General features: G+C 42.2%; 23 protein-coding genes. 18 read left to right on the forward strand and 5 right to left on the reverse strand.

The genetic code is table 11. The annotated features are described in order from the left end of the window. Positions 1 to 4 precede the first annotated feature (4 nt). Genes mreC through pyrC form a run of 8 tightly spaced genes read left to right on the forward strand, consistent with a single transcriptional unit; the run spans position 5 to position 10,601 of the window. Positions 5 to 874 (forward strand): rod shape-determining protein MreC, encoded by an 870-nt coding sequence (gene mreC, locus C727_RS0105185; protein WP_017444570.1) that lies wholly within the window; start codon positions 5 to 7, stop codon positions 872 to 874. Then, positions 875 to 1,351: a rod shape-determining protein MreD gene (gene mreD / locus C727_RS0105190; RefSeq protein ID WP_017444571.1), complete on the forward strand. Its 477-nt coding sequence runs from the start codon at positions 875 to 877 to the stop codon at positions 1,349 to 1,351. Beyond that, complete coding sequence (locus C727_RS0105195; protein WP_017444572.1) at positions 1,351 to 1,914, forward strand: Maf family protein; 564 nt, start codon at positions 1,351 to 1,353, stop codon at positions 1,912 to 1,914. Before mreD ends, C727_RS0105195 begins: the two co-directional genes overlap by 1 nt. A 2-nt stretch (positions 1,915 to 1,916) precedes the next feature. Continuing rightward, complete coding sequence (rng, locus tag C727_RS0105200; RefSeq protein WP_017444573.1) at positions 1,917 to 3,392, forward strand: ribonuclease G; 1,476 nt, start codon at positions 1,917 to 1,919, stop codon at positions 3,390 to 3,392. Then, positions 3,392 to 7,252: a YhdP family protein gene (locus C727_RS0105205; RefSeq protein ID WP_017444574.1), complete on the forward strand. Its 3,861-nt coding sequence runs from the start codon at positions 3,392 to 3,394 to the stop codon at positions 7,250 to 7,252. Before rng ends, C727_RS0105205 begins: the two co-directional genes overlap by 1 nt. 17 nt (positions 7,253 to 7,269) lie before the next feature. Beyond that, positions 7,270 to 8,085: a carbon-nitrogen hydrolase family protein gene (locus C727_RS0105210; protein WP_017444575.1), complete on the forward strand. Its 816-nt coding sequence runs from the start codon at positions 7,270 to 7,272 to the stop codon at positions 8,083 to 8,085. A gap of 9 nt (positions 8,086 to 8,094) precedes the next feature. Continuing rightward, entirely contained in the window at positions 8,095 to 9,537 is a 1,443-nt protein-coding gene (gene tldD, locus C727_RS0105215; protein WP_017444576.1) for a metalloprotease TldD, read from the forward strand. A 26-nt stretch (positions 9,538 to 9,563) separates the two neighbouring features. Beyond that, positions 9,564 to 10,601, forward strand: a complete 1,038-nt coding sequence (pyrC, locus tag C727_RS0105220) for a dihydroorotase (protein ID WP_017444577.1) — start codon at positions 9,564 to 9,566, stop codon at positions 10,599 to 10,601. A 4-nt stretch (positions 10,602 to 10,605) separates the two neighbouring features. Here pyrC and C727_RS0105225 read toward each other — a convergent pair whose 3' ends face one another. The 4 genes from C727_RS0105225 to C727_RS0105240 form a co-directional block, all read right to left on the reverse strand. Then, positions 10,606 to 10,971 (reverse strand): hypothetical protein, encoded by a 366-nt coding sequence (locus tag C727_RS0105225; protein WP_017444578.1) that lies wholly within the window; start codon positions 10,969 to 10,971, stop codon positions 10,606 to 10,608. Positions 10,972 to 10,973: 2 nt separating this feature from the next. Further along, positions 10,974 to 11,264: a hypothetical protein gene (locus C727_RS0105230; RefSeq protein WP_017444579.1), complete on the reverse strand. Its 291-nt coding sequence runs from the start codon at positions 11,262 to 11,264 to the stop codon at positions 10,974 to 10,976. Between the two features lie 158 nt (positions 11,265 to 11,422). Beyond that, positions 11,423 to 13,570 (reverse strand): methyl-accepting chemotaxis protein, encoded by a 2,148-nt coding sequence (locus C727_RS0105235; protein ID WP_017444580.1) that lies wholly within the window; start codon positions 13,568 to 13,570, stop codon positions 11,423 to 11,425. A 230-nt stretch (positions 13,571 to 13,800) separates the two neighbouring features. Continuing rightward, complete coding sequence (locus C727_RS0105240) at positions 13,801 to 14,523, reverse strand: YebC/PmpR family DNA-binding transcriptional regulator (protein WP_017444581.1); 723 nt, start codon at positions 14,521 to 14,523, stop codon at positions 13,801 to 13,803. Positions 14,524 to 14,669: 146 nt separating this feature from the next. Here C727_RS0105240 and C727_RS0105245 point away from each other — a divergent pair, with 146 nt between their 5' ends. After that, positions 14,670 to 15,503: a CvfB family protein gene (locus tag C727_RS0105245; RefSeq protein WP_017444582.1), complete on the forward strand. Its 834-nt coding sequence runs from the start codon at positions 14,670 to 14,672 to the stop codon at positions 15,501 to 15,503. 10 nt (positions 15,504 to 15,513) lie between these two features. Here C727_RS0105245 and C727_RS0105250 read toward each other — a convergent pair whose 3' ends face one another. After that, the gene (locus C727_RS0105250) at positions 15,514 to 15,996 is read right to left on the reverse strand and encodes a zinc ribbon-containing protein (RefSeq protein ID WP_017444583.1); all 483 of its coding nucleotides are present in this window, start codon (positions 15,994 to 15,996) and stop codon (positions 15,514 to 15,516) included. A 177-nt stretch (positions 15,997 to 16,173) separates the two neighbouring features. Here C727_RS0105250 and leuS point away from each other — a divergent pair, with 177 nt between their 5' ends. From leuS to C727_RS0105295, 9 genes are read left to right on the forward strand one after another with little or no spacing between them, the layout of a single operon-like run. Continuing rightward, the gene (leuS, locus tag C727_RS0105255) at positions 16,174 to 18,765 is read left to right on the forward strand and encodes a leucine--tRNA ligase (protein ID WP_017444584.1); all 2,592 of its coding nucleotides are present in this window, start codon (positions 16,174 to 16,176) and stop codon (positions 18,763 to 18,765) included. A gap of 2 nt (positions 18,766 to 18,767) precedes the next feature. Then, the gene (locus tag C727_RS0105260; protein ID WP_017444585.1) at positions 18,768 to 19,244 is read left to right on the forward strand and encodes an LPS-assembly lipoprotein LptE; all 477 of its coding nucleotides are present in this window, start codon (positions 18,768 to 18,770) and stop codon (positions 19,242 to 19,244) included. Between the two features lie 4 nt (positions 19,245 to 19,248). Then, a complete protein-coding gene (gene holA / locus C727_RS0105265) occupies positions 19,249 to 20,298 on the forward strand; it encodes a DNA polymerase III subunit delta (protein WP_017444586.1) in 1,050 nt (349 codons plus the stop codon). Further along, positions 20,291 to 20,935: a nicotinate-nucleotide adenylyltransferase gene (gene nadD, locus C727_RS0105270; RefSeq protein ID WP_017444587.1), complete on the forward strand. Its 645-nt coding sequence runs from the start codon at positions 20,291 to 20,293 to the stop codon at positions 20,933 to 20,935. Before holA ends, nadD begins: the two co-directional genes overlap by 8 nt. Before the next feature lie 26 nt (positions 20,936 to 20,961). Then, entirely contained in the window at positions 20,962 to 21,282 is a 321-nt protein-coding gene (rsfS, locus tag C727_RS0105275; protein ID WP_017444588.1) for a ribosome silencing factor, read from the forward strand. Continuing rightward, complete coding sequence (rlmH, locus tag C727_RS0105280) at positions 21,279 to 21,749, forward strand: 23S rRNA (pseudouridine(1915)-N(3))-methyltransferase RlmH (protein ID WP_017444589.1); 471 nt, start codon at positions 21,279 to 21,281, stop codon at positions 21,747 to 21,749. The genes rsfS and rlmH overlap by 4 nt, the downstream gene beginning before the upstream one ends. 6 nt (positions 21,750 to 21,755) lie before the next feature. Then, entirely contained in the window at positions 21,756 to 23,660 is a 1,905-nt protein-coding gene (gene mrdA, locus C727_RS0105285; protein ID WP_017444590.1) for a penicillin-binding protein 2, read from the forward strand. Then, positions 23,644 to 24,753: a rod shape-determining protein RodA gene (rodA, locus tag C727_RS0105290; protein ID WP_017444591.1), complete on the forward strand. Its 1,110-nt coding sequence runs from the start codon at positions 23,644 to 23,646 to the stop codon at positions 24,751 to 24,753. Before mrdA ends, rodA begins: the two co-directional genes overlap by 17 nt. Next, the gene (locus C727_RS0105295) at positions 24,753 to 25,526 is read left to right on the forward strand and encodes a septal ring lytic transglycosylase RlpA family protein (protein ID WP_017444592.1); all 774 of its coding nucleotides are present in this window, start codon (positions 24,753 to 24,755) and stop codon (positions 25,524 to 25,526) included. The genes rodA and C727_RS0105295 overlap by 1 nt, the downstream gene beginning before the upstream one ends. The last annotated feature ends 42 nt before the right edge of the window (positions 25,527 to 25,568 follow it).

Raw genomic sequence — 25,568 nt, forward strand, 5'->3', positions numbered from 1 at the left:
CCGAATGACCCCATTATTTGCTAATGGTCCAGCACTGCAAACGAGAGCTTTATTTGCAGTGCTGTTAGCTTTTGTTGTTATGTTTCTTGACCATAGGGTTGAGGGTTTTGACCGTGTCCGACCCTATCTTAACTCTGTTGTGAGTCCCATCATATATGCGGCCAATTTTCCTCAAAAGTTTTTTAACTGGTCATCTGAATCTTTATCATCACGCAGCGACTTGTTAGCCGAAAATCAACGGTTGCGCGAGTCTTATTTGGTCCTGAATGAACGTATTCAAAGAATGGAGTTCATTCAACGAGAAAACGACAGGTTAAGGGCATTATTAGATTCGCCCCTTAGACAAGATTTTAGAAAAATGGTTACTGAGGTGATGGCGGTCGAAAATAATCCAACCAGCCATCAATTAGTATTAAACCGAGGCATTGCAGACGGTGTATTTGAAGGGCAACCTGTGCTCGATGAGAATGGCATTGTTGGTCAAATTACTGAAGTGAGTCGTACGACGAGTCGAGTATTGTTAATTACTGATCATACGCATGCAATTCCTGTACGGATTGAGCGTAACCAAGTACGCAGTATTGCTGTGGGCAGTGGTTCACTATCGCGATTAGAGTTAGCTTATGTTCCTCATTCAACCGATATCCGCGAAGGTGATATTTTATTGAGCTCAGGGTTAGGCCAAAGATACCCCGAAGGGTATCCCGTCGCTCAAGTCACTTCTGTGATCTCCAATGAAGGCCAACGTTTTGCTCGTATTATCGCCCGTCCGTTTGCTCAATTAGATAGAGTTCGGTATTTGCTGTTATTATGGCCACCACAAAAACGACCGACCGACAAGCATCAAACCCCGATGGCGAGTGGGGTTAAATAAATGATAGGTTCACGGTTTTTAATCATTATTACATTATTGGTAGCCCTTATTTTAGAAATGTTACCATTACCAGAACAAATAGATACCTATCGACCGGATTGGTTGTTATTGGTTTTGTTTTACTGGACGATAGCATTGCCAAATCGGTGTGGCATAGTTACTGCTTGGTTATGTGGGTTTTTATTAGATATTTTACTCGGTAGTACGCTGGGCATTAATGCATTAGTGTATTCTATGATTGCATTTATAGCGCTTGCTAATTATCTAAAAATTAGGAACTTATCGTTATGGCAACAGGCTTTTATTGTTGCTTTGGTCAGTGCATTTTATCATTTAACTGACTATTGGGTTCAGCACTTTTTAACCACAGCGTATTTTATCCCGCAGGAACTTTGGTCAATTTTAATTAACTTATTGATGTGGCCAGTTATTTTTGTTGTATTAAGAAAATATCGCCGAGGTTTAAGGATCCGTTAATGAAAACCGCTATTTATTTAGCGTCACGCTCACCGCGGCGCAAAGCGCTTTTACAGCAACTAAATGTGACTTTTACCACGATTGATGGCGAAATCAATGAGCGTCGTATGGCAGGGGAACTACCCGCTGAGTTTGTGGTCCGTTTAGCCAACGAAAAAGCGCAACGAGGTTGGCACAATAGTGATCAGAGCCGGTGGGTATTAGGTGCCGATACCATAGTAGTATGCGAACAAGAGATTTTTGGGAAACCTAAAGGCGAGCAAGATTTTTTACACATGATGCAGTCTCTATCTGGTCGAACCCACCAGGTTATGACAGCCGTCGCTATTTGCCATGGTGAGCAATTACATCATGAACTTGTCATCAGTGACGTTGAATTTGCCACCTTGAGTACAAGCCAAATGCAGGCCTATTGGCAAACGGGTGAGCCAGCAGACAAAGCCGGCGGTTATGGCATTCAGGGGCTGGCCGGCGCTTTTGTCAAAAGCATCAATGGCAGTTATTCTGCGATTGTTGGATTACCTTTATATCAAACATCAGAATTATTAAAAAAGATAGGCTAACTATGAGTGCTGAGCTGCTAATTAATGTCACCCCAACAGAAACCCGGGTCGCAGTGGTTGAAAATGGCAGTCTGCAAGAGGTCCATATTGAGCGCCAAGGCAATCGTGGCATCGTTGGTAATATTTATATGGGCCGTGTCAGTCGAGTTTTACCTGGAATGCAAGCGGCTTTTATCGATATTGGTTTAGAAAAAGCGGCTTTTTTGCACGCCTCTGATATTCGTATCCACGATGAAATAGATACAGAGCAAGCACTAGACGAGAGCCAACTGCCTGTTCGTGATATAAAAGAGCTGGTAAAAGAAGGTCAAGACATAGTGGTGCAAGTTGTCAAAGATCCTATCGGCACCAAAGGGGCACGATTGACAACAGACATTACTATACCTTCACGCTATCTAGTGTACATGCCGGACGCTCAACATTTAGGTGTTTCACAACGGATTGAATCGGCTGAAGAGCGAGATAGGCTAAAACAATTAGTCAGTCAGTTGAATGACGAAAATGGCAGTTTCATTGTCCGAACAGCCGCAGAAGGGGCTGATGAAGAAGAACTTATTCAGGATGCGCAATTTTTACAACGGGTTTGGAATAAAATTCTTAAACGTAAAAAAAGTAGCGGAAAAATTCGCTGTTTGTATGAAGATCTCACCCTGGCGTTTCGAATTTTAAGGGATTTTATTGGCACTGAGCCAGAGCGTATTCGAATTGACTCTAAGTTGGCATACGAACAACTGTTTGAGTTTGTAAATGAATTCGTACCTAATTTAAGTCGTTCGCTGGAATATTACCCTGGTGCTAGACCTATTTTTGACCTTTTTGATGTCGAAAACGAAATCCAGCGTGCGCTAGAGCGTAAAGTACAGCTTAAATCGGGTGGTTATTTGATCATAGATCAAACCGAAGCCATGACCACTATTGATATTAATACAGGTGCCTTTGTTGGACATCGTAATTTAGAAGATACTATATTTAATACGAATATAGAGGCAACGCAGGCGATCGCCAGACAACTTAGGTTACGAAACTTGGGCGGTATCATTATTATTGATTTTATCGATATGGTTAAAGAAGATCATCGACGACGCGTACTACATAGCTTAACGCAAGCGCTTTCACACGATCGAACTAAATGCAATGTGCATGGGTTTTCTGAACTTGGTTTGGTTGAAATGACTCGCAAAAGAACCCGCGAAAGTTTGGAGCATATTTTGTGTGATGCCTGTCCTTGTTGCCAAGGGCGAGGTAGCTTGAAGACGACTGAAACCATATGTTACGAAATTCTGCGTGAGGTGGTCAGAGTGAACAGAGCTTATGATGCAGATAGATTCATCATCTATGCCGCACCCAGTGTTTGTGAGTATATGCTCAGTGAAGAGTCACATTCGATGGCTGAATTGGAGCTTTTTATTGGCAAACAAATTAAGGTGCAAGGGGAAGCCTTATATGGCCAAGAACATTATGACGTGGTTATGATTTAGTGAAAATCACACGCGCGCTTGTTTTTATCATTCATAAAATCTGGCTAACAGCTGCTTTGCTGCTGGTAACACTCGCATTATTATTGAGTTTAGCGCGCTTATTATTACCATACACTAGCCAATATAAAAACTACTTAGTCGATTGGGTATCAGCGCAAATTGAGCAACCCATTGCCGTTGAATCTTTATCCGCAGGCTGGAATGCAACAGGTCCGGTAGCTAGGCTGCAAGACTTTTCTTTTATCGTTGAGCAAAGTGAAAAAACCGGTGTCCAAGTATCTATTGATTCAGTCGATTTAGAGCTTAATTTTTGGCAGAGCCTACTAAACCAAAAACCCATAGTGAATAACTTTGTATTGGATGGGGTGGAGCTAGTGATTGATTTGCAAAAAGTGAATCAAGCACAAAAAACTGGTGAAGAAATTGCAGTACTTGATCTACTAGAGTCAATTTTTCTAGAACGTTTTCATCGTTTTGATGTAACCCACAGCTATATTACTTTGATCTCCACCAGTGGCGAAGCACATCAAATTAAAGTTCATCAACTTAAATGGTCTAATCAGGATGAGCAACATAAAAGTATTGGGGAATTTTCTTTAGAAGGGCTAAATGAAGATAAATTAGCGTTTATGATAGAGCTCAACGGTAGCTCAGAAAGCCAATATGATGGCCAATTTTATCTTAAGTCAGATGGCGTAAACTTAGTGCCTTGGTTAAAACCTTTTTTAAACCAAAACGTTAAAAATTTGCAAAGTAAAGTCAGGTTTGAAGGCTGGTTTAACATTGCTGATAGTCGACCGCAGGATTTTTTATTAAACCTAGAGCCAAGTGAAGTTAGCTGGTTTATCGGTGACAAATCAGCTCAGCTAGAGTTAGTTAGTGGTCACTTGCAAGGTGCGTTTAGTGAAGGAGAAGCACGCTTTTATTTAGAAGATTTAAGTATCGCTCAAGGAGATGAGTATTGGGCGAATATTAATTTACAGCTACGTAAACAAAAACAAAACTGGCATATGTACAGTGAACGCCTAAACCTTCAGCCGCTTAAAAGTATTTTACCACTGTTAGACTTGCCAGCTAAGAGCGGCGAACTGATGTCAGCGATAGGTGGGCAGCCTGCACTCGAATCTGTATATTTTTCGTATTTTAATGATGAACGCTGGTTAACTCGTGGTCGCCTGATCGACCTTTCATTAAAACCAAAAATGTCATTGCCCAAACTAGATAATGTCACCGCCGAATTTATCGGCGATCAATCCTTTGTTAATGTCGCTTGGCAGGTGCCTGAACAATCGGTGCAGTGGCCAGCGATTTATGCGGATAATGAAGTTACCCTGGCGGCCCAGTTTACTACTCGGTTGAAACAGCTTGGCGAGCAAAACTGGCGTTTTTTAGTGCAACCTGAGCTATTTGAATTTAACCATCATGCCGTTGATTTTTCTGTTGTATTGCATAATGAAATAGAGCGTGAAAACCAATTGTCGATGTTTATATCGTTACCCGAAATGGCACTGACAGACGTTAAAAAGTTATTGCCAGAAAAAATTCTGGGCGCTGAAACCTACGCATATTTATCACGTTCCTTAATAAGCGGCCAACTCGCCGAGGCACAATTGGTTTTTGAAGGGCCTCCAGTCGATTTTCCGTTTGAAAATAATCATAGCGGAAAAATGTTGGCTCGACTGACACTGCAAAACAGTGAATTTGAATTTCAACCTGATTGGCCGGTAGCGAATGATTTGGCGATGCAACTTACGTTTAACAACCAAAGTTTATCGCTCACGAGCGAACAAGGTGAGTTATTAGGGGCCAAATTAATTAAGTTTAACGCCAATATTCCAGATTTATTGGACCCAGATATTACATTAACGATTGCCGCCGACGTTCAAGCTGAAGCCAGCCAAGCAACTAATATTCTTTTAAATAGCAGTTTGAAAACGTCAGTTGGCACAGCATTGGAACAGCTCAATATTGAAGGTGTCATTAAACACAGGCTTAACCTTATGATACCTTTGCAACGTAGTCGTGATTTAAATGCAAGTGGTGAGATCTGGTTTGCCAATAATAAAATGACCATCAGCGGACCTGACTTTGAACTCACTCATATTAATGGTTTGCTCAAATTTGATATGGACGAGCTAGATGCCAAAAAATTGTCTTTTGATTGGGGGCCAGTCCCTTACCAAGTGGATTTAACTGGCCAACAATTAGACTCAGGGTATCAGGTTGATTTAGCTTTATCTGGCGACTGGCCTGTTGATGCCATATTGGCGCAAACGGGTTATTTAAAAATGTCTGATAGACTGAAAGGCAACGCCAAGGTTGAAGGACATTTAGCGTTAACTTTTCCTAACGAAGGTTTTAGTTATCGTCTCGATATGGTGTCGGATCTGCAAGGGGTTCAAATTTCACTGCCGCAACCTTACAACAAACACAAAGACTTTCAGCGCTTTACCCGACTCTTGGTCAAAGGTGACCAAAACATCAGCCAAATCGAACTAGAGTCAGGAGAAAATTTATTCTTTAATGCCGTGCTTCCGCATCAAATGGCTCGTTTTAGCCGAGCCTATTTGGTGCTCGGGCAAGATTTGTTATCGCAACCAGCGACAGGTTTCAACATTGCTGTATACCTGCCACAAGCTGATTTTTCATCGTATTTAAGTTTACTCAGCGATATCACTGAAGATAGTGAACGACAGCAAAAAAGTAGTGAACAGCCAGTGATAGATTTACCTGAGCGGGTACGTGGTCGTTTGGGCGAATTCAGCTTAGGTCCTCTGAATTGGCATAATACAGATATTGATTTGCAGCGCCGCAACGACAATTGGCAAATTAAATTGCGTGCAGAGCAGTTTGATGGGTTAATCACTTTCAATACTGATTTATACCGAGAGGGTATTCAAATATCAGCTGAACGTATGCGGTTCGATCCTCAGTTATCAGAGTTAGTTGAACAAGTGCCAAGTGCGGATGACGAGCAAGAGATTCGAGATATTTTTAACAGTTTGCCAGATATTAGTTTAACTTGCCGTCAATGCCAATTTAGAGAAAAAAATCTTGGCCAAGTTGATTTAAAATTAGTCCGTACTTCCCCACAAGATATCTCGTTGCAGGGTTTTAAATTAAATTATCGTGGTAATTGGGTTGAAGCCAATGGCGTTTGGCGAATGGGAGCGAATAATAAAAGTCAAACTAGGCTAAAAGGCAAGTTGCACAGTGATGATTTTGGCTGGTGGTTGCGTGATTATCAGCTAAGCTCTGCGATTAGAGACTCTAGAGCAGATGCTGAATTTAGTTTTAGTTGGCCAAATGCACCTATGTCTTTGCAAACTGGTCTTATGAATGGGGAAGTTAATTGGCGTTTAGGTGAAGGTTATTTAACCGAAGTTTCAGATAAAGGTGCACGTTTATTAAGCTTATTAAGCCTTGATTCTTTGGTCAGAAAGCTCCGCTTAGATTTTCGGGACGTTTTTAGTAAAGGCCTGTTCTACAACAGTTTGAAAGGAGATTTAACCATTCAAAATGGGGTGGTGCATACTGACAATACACATATGGATGGTGTGGCCGGGAATATGGATATTCGTGGTAGTACCAATTTAGTTGATGAAACTCTCAATTATAAAGTTAAATTTAGCCCAAAAATAACGTCAAGCTTACCGGTTTTAATTGCTTGGATGGTTAACCCTGTCACTGGTATTGCTGCGTTAGCTATAGATCAGGTGATCGAATCGGCTGATGTAATTTCACAAATAGAATTTGTAATTCATGGTACTATTGACACTCCTAAGGTAGTTGAAACTGGACGGGAGAGCAAAGAAATTAAAATCCCGAAAAATAAACAGTTAAAAAACACTAAAAAATAAACGCAATGGGGGCAAACATGAAGATTTCGTTAGTTACCGTGCAAATGACTTCAGCACCTTCTGTTGAAAAAAACCTTCGTTGGCTGGGTGAGCAACTCAATCAATTCAATAAAACCCTACCTACTTTGGTCGTATTGCCTGAATGTTTCGCCTGTTTTGGTGGCAATGAAAATGCGCAATTAACGGTTGCTGAAGAGTTTGGCCAAGGTGCAATTCAACACTTTATTGCCAACCAAGCGAAAAAAAAAGGGGTTTGGATCCTTGCTGGTAGCATGCCGTTAAAAAGCAAACAAAACAATAAAATACTGGCGGCAAGCTTGCTATTTTCGCCCGATGGAAGCTGTGTTGCACATTATAATAAAATGCACTTATTTGATGTTGAAGTGGCTGACTCAACACGTCATTACCATGAAAGTGCAACGACTGAAGCAGGCGAGCAAATTGTGGTGGTGGATACTGAGCTTGGCAGAATAGGGTTAAGTATTTGTTATGATCTCAGGTTCGCCGAACTCTACCGCGCGATGCAAGCACAAGGTGCCGATATCATTTGTGTACCAAGTGCGTTTACCCAGTTGACAGGGGCCGCTCACTGGCAACCCTTGGTGCAAGCCCGTGCGATAGAAAATCAAGTTTTTATGGTAGCAGCTAATCAAACAGGCCAACATGAAAATGGTCGTCAAACCTATGGTCATTCTATGGTAGTCGACCCTTGGGGCGAAATTTTACATTGTCAAAAAATGGCTACAGGCCTAGCTGAATCCACGGTTGAGCTAAACCGGTTGAATGAAATACGGGCAAAAATGCCTAATTTAAAACATCGTAAACTATTTTAAGTGAGTCGTATGAGCACAATTGTTGATAACCTGTTGATCGCAAACGATCTGCATGTTGATACGCTAGAACAAAATTTATCTTTTATGCATCAGCATAAACTGGACTATGCTGATTTATTTTTCCAATCGAGTCGTCACGAATCTTGGGTATTAGAAGACGGTATTGTTAAAGAAGCTTCGTTTAACCTAGAAAAAGGGGTGGGGGTAAGAGCCGTAGATGGTGATAAAACTGGTTTTGCTTACTCAGATGAAATCAACGCCACTGCATTGCGCGCAGCGGCCGATGCCGCACGCAGTATCAGCCGTTCAGGTGCGAGCTTTCGCGTTAAAACGGCACCTGAGGTCAGTTATAAAAAGATTTATCAAGCACAAGACCCTTTTAGCAGTTTGCAACCAGAGCAAAAGGTTCAGTTGTTAAAAGATCTTGAGGCGGTTGCGCGCGCGCAAGACAATAAAGTCAGTCAGGTGATCGCCAGTTTATCTGCTGTTTACGAAGAAGTATTAATTATCGCGAGTGATGGCACATTAGCGACAGATGTGCGGCCTCTGGTGCGCTTAAACTGTACTGTATTGGTCGATCATAATGGGCGTCGCGAATCAGGTTCTTGTGGCGGAGGCGGTCGTACTGATTATAGCTACTTTTTTGAACCTTACGGTGAGCAACCTAGATATCACAGTTATGCGAAAGAAGCGGTGCGCCAAGCACTATTGAACCTTGAAGCGGTCGCTGCACCGGCCGGAAGCATGCCGGTCGTATTAGGCTCTGGCTGGCCTGGTGTTTTGTTGCATGAAGCTGTTGGTCATGGTTTAGAAGGTGATTTTAATCGCAAAGGCTCCTCTGTTTATAGTCGACAGATGGGACAGAAAGTGGCTTCTGACCTATGCACTATTGTGGATGATGCCACACTCGCCAATCGCCGAGGTTCACTGAATGTTGACGATGAAGGTGTACCCGGTGGTTATAATGTTCTGATAGAAAAAGGCGTTTTACGTGGTTACATGCAAGATAAAATGAATGCTCGATTAATGGGCGTGGCTTCAACAGGTAACGCGCGCCGCGAGAGTTACGCTCATTTGCCAATGCCGCGAATGACTAATACTTATATGCTGGGTGGGCAGAGCGATCCAGAAGAAATCATTCGCTCAGTTAAAAAAGGCCTATATGCCCCAAACTTTGGCGGCGGTCAAGTTGATATTACGTCAGGTAATTTCGTTTTTTCTAGCTCTGAAGCTTATTTAATTGAAGATGGTAAAATCACTGCACCAGTTAAAGGTGCAACTTTGATTGGCAATGGCAAAGAAGCTATGCAAAAAGTGTCTATGGTTGGCAATGACTTAAAACTGGATTTAGGCGTGGGCGTATGCGGCAAAGACGGCCAAAGTGTGCCTGTTGGGGTTGGTCAACCGACCTTGAAGCTTGATGAATTAGTCGTTGGCGGTACAGGCCAATAGCCAGCAGTCTATACAGGAATAAAATAATGAATAAAATTACCATACAAACACCAGATGATTGGCATTTGCATTTGCGCGATGGTGCTATGTTACAGGAAACTGTGCCAGCCAGCGCACGCTGTTTTAACCGCGCAATCATTATGCCTAACCTTGTGCCGCCGGTTACCAACGCGGACATGTTAAATAATTATCGTGAGCGTATTTTAGCAGCGCTGCCTGATGGGCAAAGCTTTGAACCATTAATGACGTTATATTTAACGAATCAAACGACAGCCGCTGATATAAAAGCGGCCAAAGCCGCTGGCGCAGTTGCTTGCAAGTTATATCCAGCAGGTGCGACGACTAATTCAGATGCTGCAGTTAAAACATTAACCGCTTTGTACCCTGTATTTGAAACTATGGCGGCGGAAGGGTTGCTGTTATTAATTCATGGCGAAGTGACTGACCATGAAATTGATATTTTTGATCGCGAAAAAATATTCATTGAGCGTTATTTACAAGATATCGTGAGCCGTTTCCCTCAGCTTAAAGTCGTTTTTGAACATATTACGACCGCAGATGCGGCAGAGTTTGTTCTTGCTGGTCCAGATAATTTAGCGGCAACTATCACCCCGCAGCATTTGTTATTAAACCGCAACGATTTATTAGTGGGCGGTGTTAAACCACATAACTATTGTTTGCCTGTATTAAAGCGAAATACGCATCAAAAGGCGTTGCGATCTGCAGTGCAATCTGGCTCTAAAAAATTCTTTTTAGGCACGGATTCAGCACCGCATGAAAAATCTAAAAAAGAGTCAGCTTGTGGCTGCGCCGGTTGTTATAGTGCTTGGAGTGCGATTGAGTTATATGCGCAGGTATTTGATGATTTAGGCGCATTAGATAAATTAGAAGCTTTTGCTAGCCATAATGGACCCGATTTTTATGGTTTACCCCGTAACTCAGGTCAGATAACCTTGGTCAAAGAAAGCTGGACTTTGCCAGAACAATTAACATTAGCTGACGGCAGTTTAATGGTACCGTTTTTTGCCGGCCAGCAAGTCAATTGGAAACTAGCAGCTGAATAAACAGTTAACTTAAATCTAACCAAGGCTCGTGTTTTTCACGGGCCTTTTTTTTATTTTTTTCGGTTTTGGGCGTTTCAATCTGATGCGTTAACTGTGGCACTTGCTCACTGCCGATGGTTACACTGGCCTCTGTTGGATCTTTAGCGACACTGGTGTGATTAAGCTGAGCTTGTAAGCTTGCAATTTGATTTGATTGTTGCGTCACTTCTTGTTTTAACAACGACAGCTCTCGGTGGGTTTTATAATAACCAAAATACCAAAGTAGCAGAGGCCGCAATAATACCAATAAGGCGATAAAAGAAATAAAAACAAAAGCTATATTAACGTAAAACTGGTTCTCAGAGAGCCACTGCAAAATATGCTCGAACATGTTTAAAACTTCAGTTGAGAAATAGGTTTGGCGGTATATTTTAAATCAATTTGGTATTCAGTTTCACCGGTTTTAACAAAAAAGAAGGTTTTTTCCCGTTTAAAAACTTCGTGCAAATAGAGGTTCTTAACGTGTGGACGACGCTCGGGTTGCATGTCTGTCAGTTCAACAGTATAGCGTGTCACTAAAATATTTTTATACTCAGGTGCGGTAATTAATAAAAGCTCTTTTCTTGGATCGCGTAACTGAATTGTGCTGTTGGTAACTGAAAAAGTTTGGCTATTATCAAACAAACCGAGATCCTCGTTTTTGACTTCGACTTAACTATTTTAGACCATTAAAAATAGATAAGGTAATTTTAAACAAATGAGTAGTTTACAGAAAATTGATCAAAGTGCCCATAGGTAGGTCGATAAATTTGTACTTGCAAAAAAGAGGGGGGTGCACCCCTCTATCTGTGGCTGCTAACTTCAAAGGTGCTGACAAGTTGTTGGAGGCGGTTGGCGGTCGTGTCAACCAAGTTAGAGCTAGCGGCCAGTTCGTCAATGGCTTTAGCCATTTTAGCACTGACTTCGGTAACGTTACGCGCTGTTTCTCCATTACGCGAACTGTTTTGCTCGATCACACTAATGGTTTCAAACATTTGCTCAACAATCGCATGCAGCTCTTGGTTTTCACTTGAAGCCGCTTCGGTTAATTTAAGGCTTTGATCAACATCTTTAACCCCTGATTCCATAAAGTTTACGGCCTCTTGAGTTTCTCCTTGCAGACCCTGAATCATAGACTGAATATCTTGTGCTGCTTCAGCGGTGCGACTAGCAAGCCCTCGCACTTCATCGGCAACCACAGAAAACCCTCGTCCGTGTTCGCCTGCTCTTGCGGCTTCAATGGCGGCGTTTAATGCCAGTAGGTTGGTTTGGTTAGTAATTTCAGTGATCACATTAATGATATTGCCGATTTCACCCATACGCGCATCGATCGACTGCACACTATGCGCGGTTTTATCAACGATATCCCGTATCGCTTGGGTGCCGGCGCGCGCATCTTGATAGTCTTCTTTAGCCTTTTTAACGACATTTGCCATCGTCGTTTTCATATTTTCCGCGGTATCTGCGGCCGTTAAAATGACTTCTCGTTGTTTTTCGATCAACTCTTGCATATGTTGCATCGATTGGTGAACCTGAGCAGAACTCGTGCGCGCTTCCTGATTCCGCTCGACCATGGTTTCATTTGTTTCTTTTACGTTTAATGATGCACTAATGACCTGGCCGACAATGCCATCTAGGTTGTCGATAAAACTGTTGATCCAGCGACTCATATCACCCGTTTCGTCATGTTTGATGCGGCTGGCATCTAAACGTTGACTTAAATTACCTTCTCCTTCAGCAATTGTTCGGATCACTGAGGTCATTTCATTCAGTCTTTTACTGACTTTATTGGTTCCAAACGCGGAAAAAACAAAACAACTGACTATTGCTAAGCCAGCGGTAATGCCAGTAGCCAACCATTGTGGTAAGTCAGTTAAGGTTAATAAAGCGTGCTCTGTGCCTAAAATAACTATCAGCATAGTTAAATAAACTTTCATTAAACCCAGGTTAATTGAGCGGCGGCGGTAAACTTCTTCTAAATCCCCTTCACACATCATGCCCCAGGTATCATCAGATCCCTCAAGTGAAAAGGTAACCCCTTTACCTATCACCGGAATATGACGGTAATCAGAATATGCAGGGTAGGTGACAAAGAGGTTTTCGCCGTTGCGTATGGTTTCACGCACCCCAGGGTGCAATTGGCCGGTCGCTGGGTCGGTAAAGCGGATTTCAAATTCGGTATGACGTCTAACTTGAACAACACCATAGCCGGTATGAATACCGGACTTTAAGTTTTCACCATGACTAAAAGTACTATCTTCAAACCTTGAACGAGAAAGTGCCGTGCCAATTTGGATGCTGGGATCAAAATCAGACTTAACCATAAACAAATAGTTATCGCCAGATTCTTGGTAAATGTGGCCCGCTTCACGTTGAATCAAATCGCCCAGTACATCATTGGGTACACGAGCACACAAAAACGCAATGGTTTTCCCATCCATCCGAATGGGTTGATAAAACATCAGTGTCACTTCGTCGTGAAACTTGGAGCTTGAGGGGCCTATTTCAAGCGTTAAATTGTCGGTATAGGGGCCATGTAAGAACTTGCTATCTTTTGCTCTCTGGAGTGCTTTGTTTTGTTGATGTATTTTGCCGGCGCGACCTGAATAAGTAGATAAAATGACTTTGCCATCAGGGTCGAGCAAAAATAACTCAGAAATATCTGGCGCACTGGCTTTTTTCTTAAGAAGCAAACTTTGGTTATTATTCAGCGTTTGCAAGTCTAATAACTCAATAACAGATTCCAGATGTTCCCAATGAGAACGCACCCACATTTGCAATATTTTAACACGGGTGGCAGCTATGCCTTCAAAGGTTTGCTCAACGGCTGGGTACATGCTGCGGTTAACAAAACATGACCAACCTAATGCGATTTTACCATTAGCTCCAAACCAGGGGAGCCAAGATTTTTCTTTAGAACTGAGCTGCATCAAACGACTTTTTAACTGCATCGGCAAACCTTGAGACGAATAAAATTGAACGTTTGATAAAGTTATGCAATAAGAATGCCTAACTTTTAAAAATTAAATAAAGGATTATAAATTCGTATTAACTTGGTGCAATTTAACAAGTTTATGTCTGTTCACTGTGCAAAATCTAAAATATGTCTAAAAGATAGGCCAATGCAGTGTCTAGTGTTGCACTGCATTGGTGATTTGTGGTGTTTTTTGGTGCAACTTTTTTACTCAATAATATCCGCGTTATGATAGATTTCTTGAACATCATCAACATCATTGAGCATATTCATAAATTTTTCGAATGTGGCTACATCATCACCCGAGACCTCTGTTGTGGTTTGAGGGTTAAAGGTGATTTCTTCAATTTCGAAATTTGGGTTGTCAAATGATTCGGAAAGTGCGGTTTTAACTTTAAAAAATTCACTTTGGGGGGCTAAAACCGTTAACATGCCGTCTTCGTTTTCTACGTCTGTTACATCAACATCGGCCATTAATAAAGCTTCTAATACGGCGTCTTCATCATCACCCTTAAATGAAAAGACGGCTTGGTGATCAAACATATGGATGACAGAGCCAGGTGCACCCAGTTTAGAGTCAGTTTTAGTAAAACAGTTCCTAACATCGGCAAAGGTTCGATTGGAATTATCGGTTAAACAATCAACAATCACCATACAACCGCCTGGGCCAAAACCTTCATAACGAGCGGGTTGATAGTCTTCGCCGGCACCACCTTGCGCTTTATCAATCGCTTTATCGATAACATGACCTGGTACTTGATCTTTTTTAGCTTTTTCAATTAAACGACGCAATTGTAAGTTGGCATCTGGATCTGGGCCACCATTTTTTGCAACTACATAAATTTCTTTACCATAACGCGAGTACACTTTAGTTTTAGCGCCATGTGTTTTTGCCATAGCGGCTTTACGATTTTCGAAACTTCGTCCCATATTCTTCTCAATTGGTTAGTTTATGAAATTTTATCCGAGTATTTTAACGGTATTCGGGTAAATTAAGCCAGCCTAACCGATAAATTAGCTTAATCAAACGCAAACAATGTTAAGATATAGGCGATAAAATTAGACTGGGGTAAGGTATGCTAAAATTCGGCCGCGTGAATCGGCTTACAGTGATCCGTGGATCTGAAATTGGTTTTTGGTTAGATGGTGGGGTAGATGGCGAAGTTTTTTTACCACGCAAATGGGCTCTAGGTAAGATTGAGCTCGATCAGCAAATCGAGGCATTTGTATATTACGATTCAAAAGATCGCTTAACAGCCACGATGCGTAAAGTGCCGGCCCAAGCTGGTCAGTTCGCTAGCTTACGGGTTTCTGCCATTAGTCCTTATGGCGCATTTTTAGATTTAGGGTTAGATAAAGACGTATTGTTGCCGTTGAGTGAACAAAAACAAAGCGTTGAAATTGATCGGCGTTGTTTGGTGTATTTGTTTGTTGATGAGCAAAACCGCTTAACAGCAACGGCGAAAGTTGATCAGTACTTAGATTTAACGCCACCACCTTATAAAAAAGGCGAAGCCGTTGAACTCGTGATTTTGAATCGTAGCGACTTAGGTTATAACGCCATCATTAACCATCAACACAGAGGCGTAATTTATGCCAACGAAGTTTTTGAAACCTTATATTTTGGCAGCCATAAACAAGGTTTTATTAAACATATTCGTGATGACGGTAAAATCGATTTAATGTTGCAATCACATAGCGAAACTATGGATAGATATAGCCAGTTAATTTATCAGCAACTAAAACAAAATGACGGTTATTTGCCGTTGCACGATAAAAGCAGCCCAGTTGAGATCAAAGCGATATTAAATATCAGTAAAGGTGCATTTAAAAAAGCCATTGGCAGCTTATACAAACAAAAACGCATTGTGATTTTGCATGATGGCATTCGCCTAAATACCGACAGTTAATACCTCAGCGCTATGGCGCTGCAGCGATGCGACTAAAGTTTTCGTGCTGGCAATTAAAACAAGGGTGGATTTTTTGCACATGATTAATTTCAATCGTTTCGCCGCAGTGCTGGCATTTTAATAGGCCAAAAGCCACTTCTTCGCCCGCCTGATAGGTGCCTTTGTGGTTCATATCTGAGCTAAATTCACGCCACTCGAGCTGAGTTCGGTCGGTCATTTCTGCAAGTGTATGCCAAAAATTGTCTTTTGCGGCTAAATAAAAAGCCGACTCTTGCCCTTCGTAGTGGTAGGTTTCATAAAAATAAGCGAGATCACGCTGCAAATACTCTAGGCTGAGTGTTAAATCGTCACGGTTTATTTCATAACCGGTTTGCACGTATTCGCGCAAAAACTCAATGCCTTCGACCAGAGATTGGGTCTGCTGCTGGCCTTCGTTTAGCCAAGCGCGGAGTTTTTCTTGCAGAGACTGATAGCCGTTTTTTGATGATTGCATAAATCCTCCTGCACTCTGTATATTATTGCCTGATTTGCTGAGTTTAATTTATTTATAGCAGATTTTTTAATTATCCGCTTAACCGCTATTGGCGTCTTAGCGACTGGTAAGTTATCCTATACGGCTTAAAAGGCAAATCAGCTTACTTTTCAGACGTTAATATTTCGGATTCGATGCATGCAAGAGCAATATAACCCGCAAAAAATAGAACAAGAAGTCCAGCAGTACTGGCAACAAAATAAAGTCTTCGAAGTTAAAGAACAGCCAGGCAAAGAAAAATTTTATTGCCTCTCTATGTTCCCATATCCTAGTGGTAAGCTACATATGGGGCATGTGCGTAATTATACCATTGGTGATGTCATCAGTCGTTACCAGCGCATGTTAGGCAAAAATGTAATGCAGCCTATGGGTTGGGATGCTTTTGGCTTGCCTGCTGAAAATGCCGCAATCAAAAATAAAACTGCCCCGGCAAAGTGGACTTATCAGAATATTGATTATATGAAAAACCAGCTTAAACAACTGGGTTTTGGTTATGATTGGTCACGTGAATTAGCCACTTGCCAACCAGAATATTACCGTTGGGAACAATGGTTATTTACCAAGTTATATGAAAAAGGGCTGGTTTACAAAAAGATGGCAACCGTGAACTGGGATCCAGTAGACCAGACGGTATTAGCCAATGAGCAGGTCATTGATGGACGCGGCTGGCGTTCTGGTGCTTTGGTTGAGCAAAAAGAGATCCCGCAGTGGTTTATTAAAATTACAGATTATGCGCAAGAGTTGTTAGATGATTTAGATCAACTCGATGAATGGCCAGAACAAGTAAAAGCGATGCAACGCAACTGGATTGGCCGCTCTGAAGGGATCGAAATTCAGTTTAAACTCAGTAGCGGCAAAAACACTTTTAAAGTGTACACGACACGACCAGATACGCTAATGGGGGTTTCGTACGTTGCTGTGGCCGCACAGCATCCGCTGGCTTTGCAAGCTGCCAGCAACAACCCTGAACTGGCTGAGTTTATTGAAAAATGCAAAAACACTAAAACAGCTGAAGCCGACTTAGCCACCATAGAAAAAGCAGGTATGGATACAGGCCTGAAAGCGATTCACCCAATAAGCGGTGAAGAAGTGCCAGTTTGGGCTGCAAATTTTGTCCTGATGGATTATGGCACAGGCGCAGTGATGTCAGTGCCTGCACACGATCAGCGTGATTATGAATTTGCACAAAAATACAATTTGCCAATCAAACAAGTGATTGCGCCTGTTGATGGCAGTGACAGTAAAGTTGATTTAAGCGAACAAGCGTTTACCGAAAAAGGTGTTTTAGTTAATTCGGGTGAATTTGACGGTTTAGATTTTGACGCTGCGTTTGATGCGGTGGCTAAAAAATTGCAAACACTTGCCGCCGGTGAGGTGAAAGTAAACTTTCGTTTACGTGATTGGGGGGTAAGCCGTCAAAGGTATTGGGGGGCACCAATCCCAATGATCAATTTAGCGAATGGCGATGCTGTACCTGTACCAGAAGCAGAGCTTCCGGTTCGCCTACCTGAAGATGTGGTTATGGATGGCACCACTTCGCCGATTAAATCAGATCCTGAATTTGCCAAATACGATTATCAGGGTGAACCAGCGCAGCGAGAAACAGATACCTTTGATACTTTTATGGAATCAAGTTGGTATTACGCAAGATATTGTTCGCCAAATTCTGATGACGCTATGTTAGACCCAAACAAAGCAAATTACTGGTTGCCAGTGGATCAGTATATCGGAGGCATTGAGCACGCAATTTTACATTTATTGTATTCTCGATTTTTTCATAAACTTTTGCGTGATGTTGGGCTGGTTGAATCTGATGAACCGTTTAAAAAGTTATTATGCCAGGGCATGGTATTAGCCGAAACCTACTACCGCGAAGACGCTCAAGGTGGTAAAACCTGGTATGCACCAACCGATGTAGACACAGAATTAGATGACAAAGGTCGAATTATAAACGCCATCTTACGTAGTGACGGTCAGCCAGTGAAAGTCGCTGGTATGAGCAAAATGTCTAAATCAAAAAACAATGGTATCGACCCGCAAACCGTTATCGAGCAATATGGTGCTGATACCGTTCGTTTGTTTATGATGTTTACAGCACCACCAGAACAAACACTAGAGTGGGTTGATTCGGGTGTTGAAGGTGCAAACCGATTTATTAAACGTTTGTGGCGTGCTGTTTATGAGCAAAGCCAGCGTCCAAAAGACGAAACTTTGCAAGTAGAACAGCTAAACAACCAGCAAAAGGCCTTCCGTCGTTCGTTGCATAAAACCATTGCAAAAGTATCGGATGATATTGGTCGCCGCCAAACCTTTAACACAGCGGTGGCTGCTGTGATGGAGTTTATGAATCAGGTCAGTAAGTTTAAAGTTGAATCTGCTCAAGATACGGCTTTGATGCAAGAAGCGCTTGAGAACTTAGTGCTTTTACTTAACCCGATTATTCCACATGCGTGCCATCAAATGTGGCAGGCTTTGGGGCAGAAAACAGCCATTGAAACAGCACCTTGGCCAAGTGCTGACCAAGCGGCTCTAGTGGAAGACGAAAAGCTTATTGTTGTGCAAGTGAACGGCAAAGTCCGTAGTAAAATCACGGTTGCTGCAGACGCTGCGCAGGCAGATGTGCAAACATTCGCTTTAGCCGATGAAAATGTTGCACGTTTTATCGATGGTAAAACGGTTCGTAAAGTAATTTATGTACCAGGTAAGCTATTAAACATAGTGGCTAACTAATAATGAAAAAATTTACCTTATTGATATTGCTTTTTGGTATTGCAAGTTGTGGTTTTAATCTACGCGGCAGTTATACAGTGCCACAAGACTTACGCAATATGTGTCTTGATGCTGAAGCTGCGCCTGAATTGGGACGCGAACTTGCGATGCGCTTGCAGCGCAGTCAGGTAAATTTGTCAAACGACAAGCGAGATTGTGTTAAATTGACCATTGAGTCGGTGGATTTACAGCGTTCGGTATTATCGTTATTTCCGAACGCTCAGGTTGCTGAGTACGAGCTTGATTATCGGGTTAGATATCAGCTCGTATTTGTCGATGGTAAGGTCAACAGCTACACCACAGAAGTTGTTCGTGATTATCAAGATGACCCAGACGCAGTGATGGCAAAATCTAAAGAAATGGATATTTTAAAAGCCGAACTTCGCCGCTATGCGGCAGAACAAATCGTCTTACGATTATCTTCGGTAGGGGTCCGTTAAGCTGATGCGGTTGTATGTTAACCAGCTTACTCAGCAATTGCAGCGAGGTTTGCCTAAACTGATCCTCTTGTTCGGAGATGAAGTTTATCAACAGCAGCAAGCATTGGACGAAATTCGACGAGTTTGTCGCCAGCAGGGGTTTGATGAGCGGGTGCGTTTTCATTTTGAAGATAACTTTAGTTGGCAACAAGTGTTAGATGAAACGCAGGCATTGTCGTTATTTGCAAGCCAAAAAATTATCGAAGTCGAAATGCCAAAAGCTAAACCTGGCCGCGACGGGGGGCAATTTTTTAAACAATGGTGTGAGTTAGCCGATAATCCAAACCTGCTCATTGTCTGGGGAGGAAAAATGGCCGCCGAGCAGACAAAAACCAAGTGGTTTAAATCGCTACCCGAAGCTGATGTTTGGTATCTTCCAATTTATGAAATTGATAGAGCTAAATTACCCGCGTGGTTTAATCAAGCATTTGCCAAACACCAGCTTAATGTTACTGGGCAAGCAACTGAGCTGCTTTGTGATTTATTTGAAGGCAATTTAGCGGGCGCAAGCCAAGAAGTTGAACGTTTAGCGTTAGTTTATGACCAACAAAAAATAGGTGTTGATAAAGTGGCCGCCGTCGTTGGCGATCAGTCGCGTTTTACTGTGTTTCAGCTGGCTGATGATCTGTTAAACGATAATCGTAAAAAAGTAGCACAAGTACTTCGCCGTTTGGCTGGTGAAGAACTTGAGCCTGTCATTATATTGTGGATGCTGCAAAAAGAACTAGATACGCTTAGTCAACTTGCGAGTGCGGGGCAAGCTTTTGATGTGCAATGTAAAAAGCTGAGGATTTGGGAGAATCGAAAAGCACTATATCGACGCGCTTTACAGCGGTTGTCGTTGGCTAATTTAGAAATGATTCAACAGGCGATAGCGCATTTTGAGCTCAGCTATAAAAGCAGTGGCATAGCTGAACCCTACTTTGAGTTAATGCATATCTGTGCGTTATTTTCTGGTGATGAAAAGCTCACCGCGTTGACTAAAATTCAGCTAGCGGATGCGAACCATGTCTAAATATGCGTTGAGACTGTATTTAGGGGGGACTTTTAACCCCATCCATAATGGTCATTTGCATGGCGCCATTCAAGCATTGGAAAGCTGTCAGGCAGAACAATTATTTTTATTACCTAATTATTTGCCACCACATAAATCAGCCCCGAATGAAACGGCAGTGCAAAGACAGAAATTATGTGAGCTTAGTTTATCAATAGATCACCGTTTACGGCTGGATGACAGAGAACTCCAACGATCTAAAGCCTGTTATACAATAGAAACAGTGCAGATATTACATGCAACTTATGCAAACGAGGCCATAGGGTTTGTAATAGGCATGGATTCGCTCCAACAGCTCGCCACTTGGCATCAATGGCAGCAACTGACAGATTTTTGTCATCTCATCGTTTTACAGCGTGGCGGATATCAATTAGAACTGCCAGCAGCGGTATCTGAGTTTGTGCAACAACGTTTAGTGCAGCAGGTTGATGAGCTTAAAACACAGCGCCAAGGTAGGGTTTTTATTGTTGATAGCCCGTTATTGGAAATATCGTCGAGTGAGATAAGAGCTCGTGTAAAAGCAGGTTTGAACTCTACTTGTCTACTGCCGCCGGCGGTTAATCAGTATATAATTGAACATGATTTATATTCAACCTGAGTTGAATTCATAGGAGTAAGTAACTTTTGCAATTAGAAAAATTTAAAGATTTTATTAAAGATAAAGCCGATGATCTAAAAGCCAATGATATCACTGAGTTGGACTTACGCGAAAAATCTACATTTACGGAGTATATGCTGGTTTGCTCAGGCAATTCAAAACAGCATGTTAAATCCATTGCCCGCCATGTTGCTGACGAAGCTAAACAAGAACAGATCCGTCCGTATGGCATCGAAGGTGAAGATGTAGGCGAGTGGGTGTTAGTTGATTTTGGTGAAGTGGTTTTGCACGTGATGACGGAAGAAATGCGTGATCTTTATCAATTAGAAAAACTCTGGCAGCAATGAAAATTCAGCTGATTGCAGTTGGGCAAAAAATGCCATCTTGGGTTAGCCAGGGTTTTAATGAATATCAAAGACGTTTTCCCCGCGACTGTGCGCTTGAGCTAGTGGAAATTGCTGCGGGGAAGCGGGGAAAAAATGCCGATATCAAACGCATCCTTGAAAAAGAAGGCAGCCAGATGCTGGCAGCAGTCAATAAAGGTAATCGAATCGTTACGTTAGAAGTCACAGGGAAACCTTGGAGTACTGAACAATTAGCTGAGCAGCTACAAAGCTGGCAGTTCGATGGTCGTGATGTGAGTTTGTTGGTTGGTGGGCCTGAAGGGCTGGCTCCTGAATGTATTGCGCAAGCTGAACAAAAATGGTCGCTGTCAAATTTGACCTTGCCGCACCCTATGGTTAGAGTCATACTTGCTGAGAGTTTGTACCGTGCATGGAGTGTCACTCAAAACCATCCCTACCATAGAGAATAACCAATTATGTGGCATAGACGTCGACGATTAGCGATGCGTGACCACCTGGCCGAAGCCAGTTTGTTTAATCGGCGCGCCTTATTTAGCTTGTTTGTGATTGTGATCTTAGGTGCAATTTTGTTGATTAATCTGCATAGCATTCAAATAGATCAATACGAAGATTATCAAACACGTGCCGATGGTAACCGAATAAAAGTATTGCCAAGCCCACCGAATAGAGGTTTGATATACGATCGTTTTGGTCGAATTTTAGCCGATAATGCGACTTTTTATAGCCTGGAAATTGTCCCTGAAGAAGTCGCTGATATGGACCAACTGCTTAGTCGGGTTGCTGAGTTAATACCGATAGAAGAATCCCGGCTAGACGACTTTAGAGAGCAGGTTAAACACCAATGGCGAAAGTTTGAAGCGGTTGTGCTTAAATCTCAACTCAGCGAAGAAGAAGCCTCTATCATTGCTGTTAACCAACACAAGCTTAAAGGCGCTTATATCGAAGCCAGGTTAAAGCGCTATTATCCTTATGGAGAGTTGACCACGCATGCGGTCGGTTATGTTGCCAAAATCAATCGAAAAGACGCTGATAATTTAGAGCTTGAAGGCAAAACAGCTCGTTATGAAGGCACTTTTGATATTGGTAAACAGGGCTTAGAAAAATACTATGAAGACCTACTGCACGGTGAAGTCGGTTATCAAAAAGTAGAAGTGAACAACCGCGGCCGCATTATTAGAACTCTGTCTGAACAAGCACCTGAACCAGGGCAAGATTTAGTATTAAGTTTAGACATTGAAATGCAGCAAGTCGCTAAAGACGCTTTAGGCGAAAATAGAGGTGCTGTTGTCGTTTTAGATACTAAAGATAACAGCGTTTTAGCTTTGTACAGTAATCCTAGTTATGATCCTAATTTGTTTGTGCACGGGATCAGCAGCAAAAATTATAAAAAATTATTAAATGATACTGACCGGCCGCTGATTAATCGTGTCACTCAGGGGCGCTACCCACCTGCCTCTACTATTAAACCTATCATGGGATTATTAGGGTTACACGATCAAATGGTGACGACCAAAACACGGATTTGGGACCCAGGCTATTATCAAATAAGAGACATCGCCCATAAATATCGTGATTGGAAAAAGTGGGGGCACGGATGGGTTGATATCTACCGATCAATCGAAGAATCTTGTGATGTTTATTTTTACGATCTTGCTGTGCGTTTAGGAATGGACAGGATCCACGAATTTATGTCGCAATTTGGATTTGGCCAGCACACAGGTATAGATATTTATGAAGAATCCACCGCGATTTTACCGTCTCGTGAATGGAAATACGGCAGATATCGCCAACCTTGGTACGCCGGGGACACGGTAAGTATAGGCATTGGTCAAGGTTATTGGACAGTGACGCCCTTGCAATTGGCTTTTGCCACTAGCATAGTCGCTAATCAAGGGCTGGTTTATGAGCCAAAAATGCTCAATGCAACCCGCACAAAAACCGGTGAATTGCCCGTGCCAGCTGTTGATCGTAAACCGGTGGAAGGGGTGAGTGAGCATAATTGGCAAGTGATTAAAACCGCGATGCATGGGGTTGTCGACAAAATTACAGGCTCGGGACATAAAGCCTTTCAAGGCGCTGAATATGAATCAGCCGGTAAAACCGGCACCGCGCAGGTGATCCGCATCGCTCAAAATGAAGAATATGATGCTGAAAAAATTGCCGAAAAATACCGAGATAACGCACTTTATGTTGGTTTTGCCCCTGTTGATAACCCACGTATTGCAGTGGCGGTTGTTATTGAAAACGTAGGTGGAGGCGGTAAAAATGCAGCACCTGTTGCTCGTATTATGATGGATTATTATTTTGCAAATTACCCAGATAACCCGTTAGAGGCGTATAAAAATGTCAGCAATGAATGATGAAAAAAGTTTGCTGAGAAAAATTCATATTGATGCCCAGTTATTATTGGCGTTAGTCAGTTTAATGGTGGTTGGTTTATTTATCATTTATAGTGCTTCGGGTCAGAATATGGATTTAATCGTTCGGCAAGCGATACGGTTAGGTTTAGCCATTTTTGTGATGATGGCAGTTGCCCAAATACCTCCGTCCTTTTTAGCTCATAGAGCGGCGGTATTTTTTACCTTAGCCTGTTTATTATTAGTTGCGGTTTTGTTGTTCGGGGCCGTAGGTAAAGGTGCACAGCGTTGGTTAGATATAGGGTTTATGCGAATTCAACCTTCAGAATTGATGAAGTTGGCGCTGCCGATAATGTTGGCTGCTTATATTTCTAAACGTCCACTACCCCCGAGTATAAAACATACTGGCATTGCTTTATTTTTAGTTGTGATGCCAACTTTATTAATTGCCAAGCAACCAGATTTAGGCACTTCATTGTTAATTGCTATGTCTGGTATTTTTGTATTGTTTTTAGCTGGTTTGAGTTGGCGTTTAATTGCTGGCTTTGTGCTGTTAGTCTCAGCATTGGCACCGTTAGTCTGGTACTTTTACATGCATGACTATCAAAAGCGGCGAGTGCTCACTTTTTTAAATCCAGAAAGTGATCCCTTAGGCTCGGGTTATCATATTATTCAATCAAAAATAGCAATAGGATCTGGAGGTTTTTGGGGAAAAGGCTGGTTAGCCGGCACTCAATCACAATTAGAGTTTTTACCTGAGCGCCACACTGACTTTATTTTTGCGGTATTTGCTGAGGAGTTCGGTTGGGCGGGTGTGATTGTATTATTAGCGCTATATTTATGGGTGATTGCTCGCGGTATGGTGATCGCAGCACAAGCGCCCGATATGTTTACTAAATTATTAGCCGGCAGTATTACGTTAACGTTTTTTGTTTATGTGTTTGTTAATATGGGTATGGTATCCGGTATTTTGCCGGTGGTTGGGGTGCCTCTGCCGTTGGTTAGTTATGGTGGAACCTCTATGGTGACACTGTTAGCTGGTTTTGGCATATTAATGGCTATCAGCACCCATAAAAGATTTTTACGAGATGCTTAATGGATAAGTTGTTTATCGCGTTTTTTTGCCTATGGCTGGCCAGTTGTGCCAAGGAGCCACATCCAAATGCTGGCCGTTATAAAATAGAACAAGATATTGCACCAGAACGGGCTCCGCTGGAACAAGAGCTCTTTGATCCAACCCCTGTTTATGAAGAACCTACCCGAGGTGGGAATAGCGATTACCGCTTATTAGGTAAAGATTATAAAGTTTTAAAAAGTGCGGATGGTTTTAGTGAAGAAGGCATAGCCTCTTGGTATGGAAAAAAATTTCATGGTCACTTAACATCAAACGGTGAAACATATGATATGTACGAGATGACAGCCGCTCATAAAACCTTACCTTTACCCACCTATGTAAAAGTTACAAACCTGGAGAATGGCCGACAAGCCATAGTACGTGTTAATGACAGGGGACCTTTTCACGCCGGCCGTATCATTGATTTATCGTATGCTGCTGCTTTTAAATTAGGGGTTTATCAAACAGGTACCGCGCGGGTTAAAATAGAAAGTCTGCATTCTGCTGCTGGGTATTATATCCAAGTGGCAAAAGGTAAAGACGCAGAAAATATGCAAGAAAAAAGCATGGCAATAGCTGCTTTGTTCCAGGTACCTACAAAAATTCTACAGCGTGACGGAATTTTTTGGCTGGTAGCAGGTCCGATGGACGAGCTTACCCAAGCCGATAAAGTCATACAGGATTTACTTGATTATGGTTATCCAGATGCCCGACATTTGAACAAGGTCGAGGCGGTCGGTGCGACAATCCAATAAAGGTGATATGATATAAAAATCTAACCACCAGAATGAAATTAA

This window comes from Gayadomonas joobiniege G7 (genome assembly GCF_000300815.1).
Taxonomy (GTDB): Bacteria; Pseudomonadota; Gammaproteobacteria; order Enterobacterales; family Alteromonadaceae; genus Catenovulum; species Catenovulum joobiniege.

Coding starts and splice junctions, on each gene's coding strand:
- mreC (WP_017444570.1), top strand. CDS start 5: ATGACCCCATTATTTGCTAATGGTCCAGCACTGCAAACGAGAGCTTTA.
- mreD (WP_017444571.1), top strand. CDS start 875: ATGATAGGTTCACGGTTTTTAATCATTATTACATTATTGGTAGCCCTT.
- C727_RS0105195 (WP_017444572.1), top strand. CDS start 1,351: ATGAAAACCGCTATTTATTTAGCGTCACGCTCACCGCGGCGCAAAGCG.
- rng (WP_017444573.1), top strand. CDS start 1,917: ATGAGTGCTGAGCTGCTAATTAATGTCACCCCAACAGAAACCCGGGTC.
- C727_RS0105210 (WP_017444575.1), top strand. CDS start 7,270: ATGAAGATTTCGTTAGTTACCGTGCAAATGACTTCAGCACCTTCTGTT.
- tldD (WP_017444576.1), top strand. CDS start 8,095: ATGAGCACAATTGTTGATAACCTGTTGATCGCAAACGATCTGCATGTT.
- pyrC (WP_017444577.1), top strand. CDS start 9,564: ATGAATAAAATTACCATACAAACACCAGATGATTGGCATTTGCATTTG.
- C727_RS0105225 (WP_017444578.1), bottom strand. CDS start 10,971: ATGTTCGAGCATATTTTGCAGTGGCTCTCTGAGAACCAGTTTTACGTT.
- C727_RS0105235 (WP_017444580.1), bottom strand. CDS start 13,570: ATGCAGTTAAAAAGTCGTTTGATGCAGCTCAGTTCTAAAGAAAAATCT.
- C727_RS0105240 (WP_017444581.1), bottom strand. CDS start 14,523: ATGGGACGAAGTTTCGAAAATCGTAAAGCCGCTATGGCAAAAACACAT.
- C727_RS0105245 (WP_017444582.1), top strand. CDS start 14,670: ATGCTAAAATTCGGCCGCGTGAATCGGCTTACAGTGATCCGTGGATCT.
- C727_RS0105250 (WP_017444583.1), bottom strand. CDS start 15,996: ATGCAATCATCAAAAAACGGCTATCAGTCTCTGCAAGAAAAACTCCGC.
- leuS (WP_017444584.1), top strand. CDS start 16,174: ATGCAAGAGCAATATAACCCGCAAAAAATAGAACAAGAAGTCCAGCAG.
- C727_RS0105260 (WP_017444585.1), top strand. CDS start 18,768: ATGAAAAAATTTACCTTATTGATATTGCTTTTTGGTATTGCAAGTTGT.
- holA (WP_017444586.1), top strand. CDS start 19,249: ATGCGGTTGTATGTTAACCAGCTTACTCAGCAATTGCAGCGAGGTTTG.
- nadD (WP_017444587.1), top strand. CDS start 20,291: ATGTCTAAATATGCGTTGAGACTGTATTTAGGGGGGACTTTTAACCCC.
- rlmH (WP_017444589.1), top strand. CDS start 21,279: ATGAAAATTCAGCTGATTGCAGTTGGGCAAAAAATGCCATCTTGGGTT.
- mrdA (WP_017444590.1), top strand. CDS start 21,756: ATGTGGCATAGACGTCGACGATTAGCGATGCGTGACCACCTGGCCGAA.
- rodA (WP_017444591.1), top strand. CDS start 23,644: ATGTCAGCAATGAATGATGAAAAAAGTTTGCTGAGAAAAATTCATATT.
- C727_RS0105295 (WP_017444592.1), top strand. CDS start 24,753: ATGGATAAGTTGTTTATCGCGTTTTTTTGCCTATGGCTGGCCAGTTGT.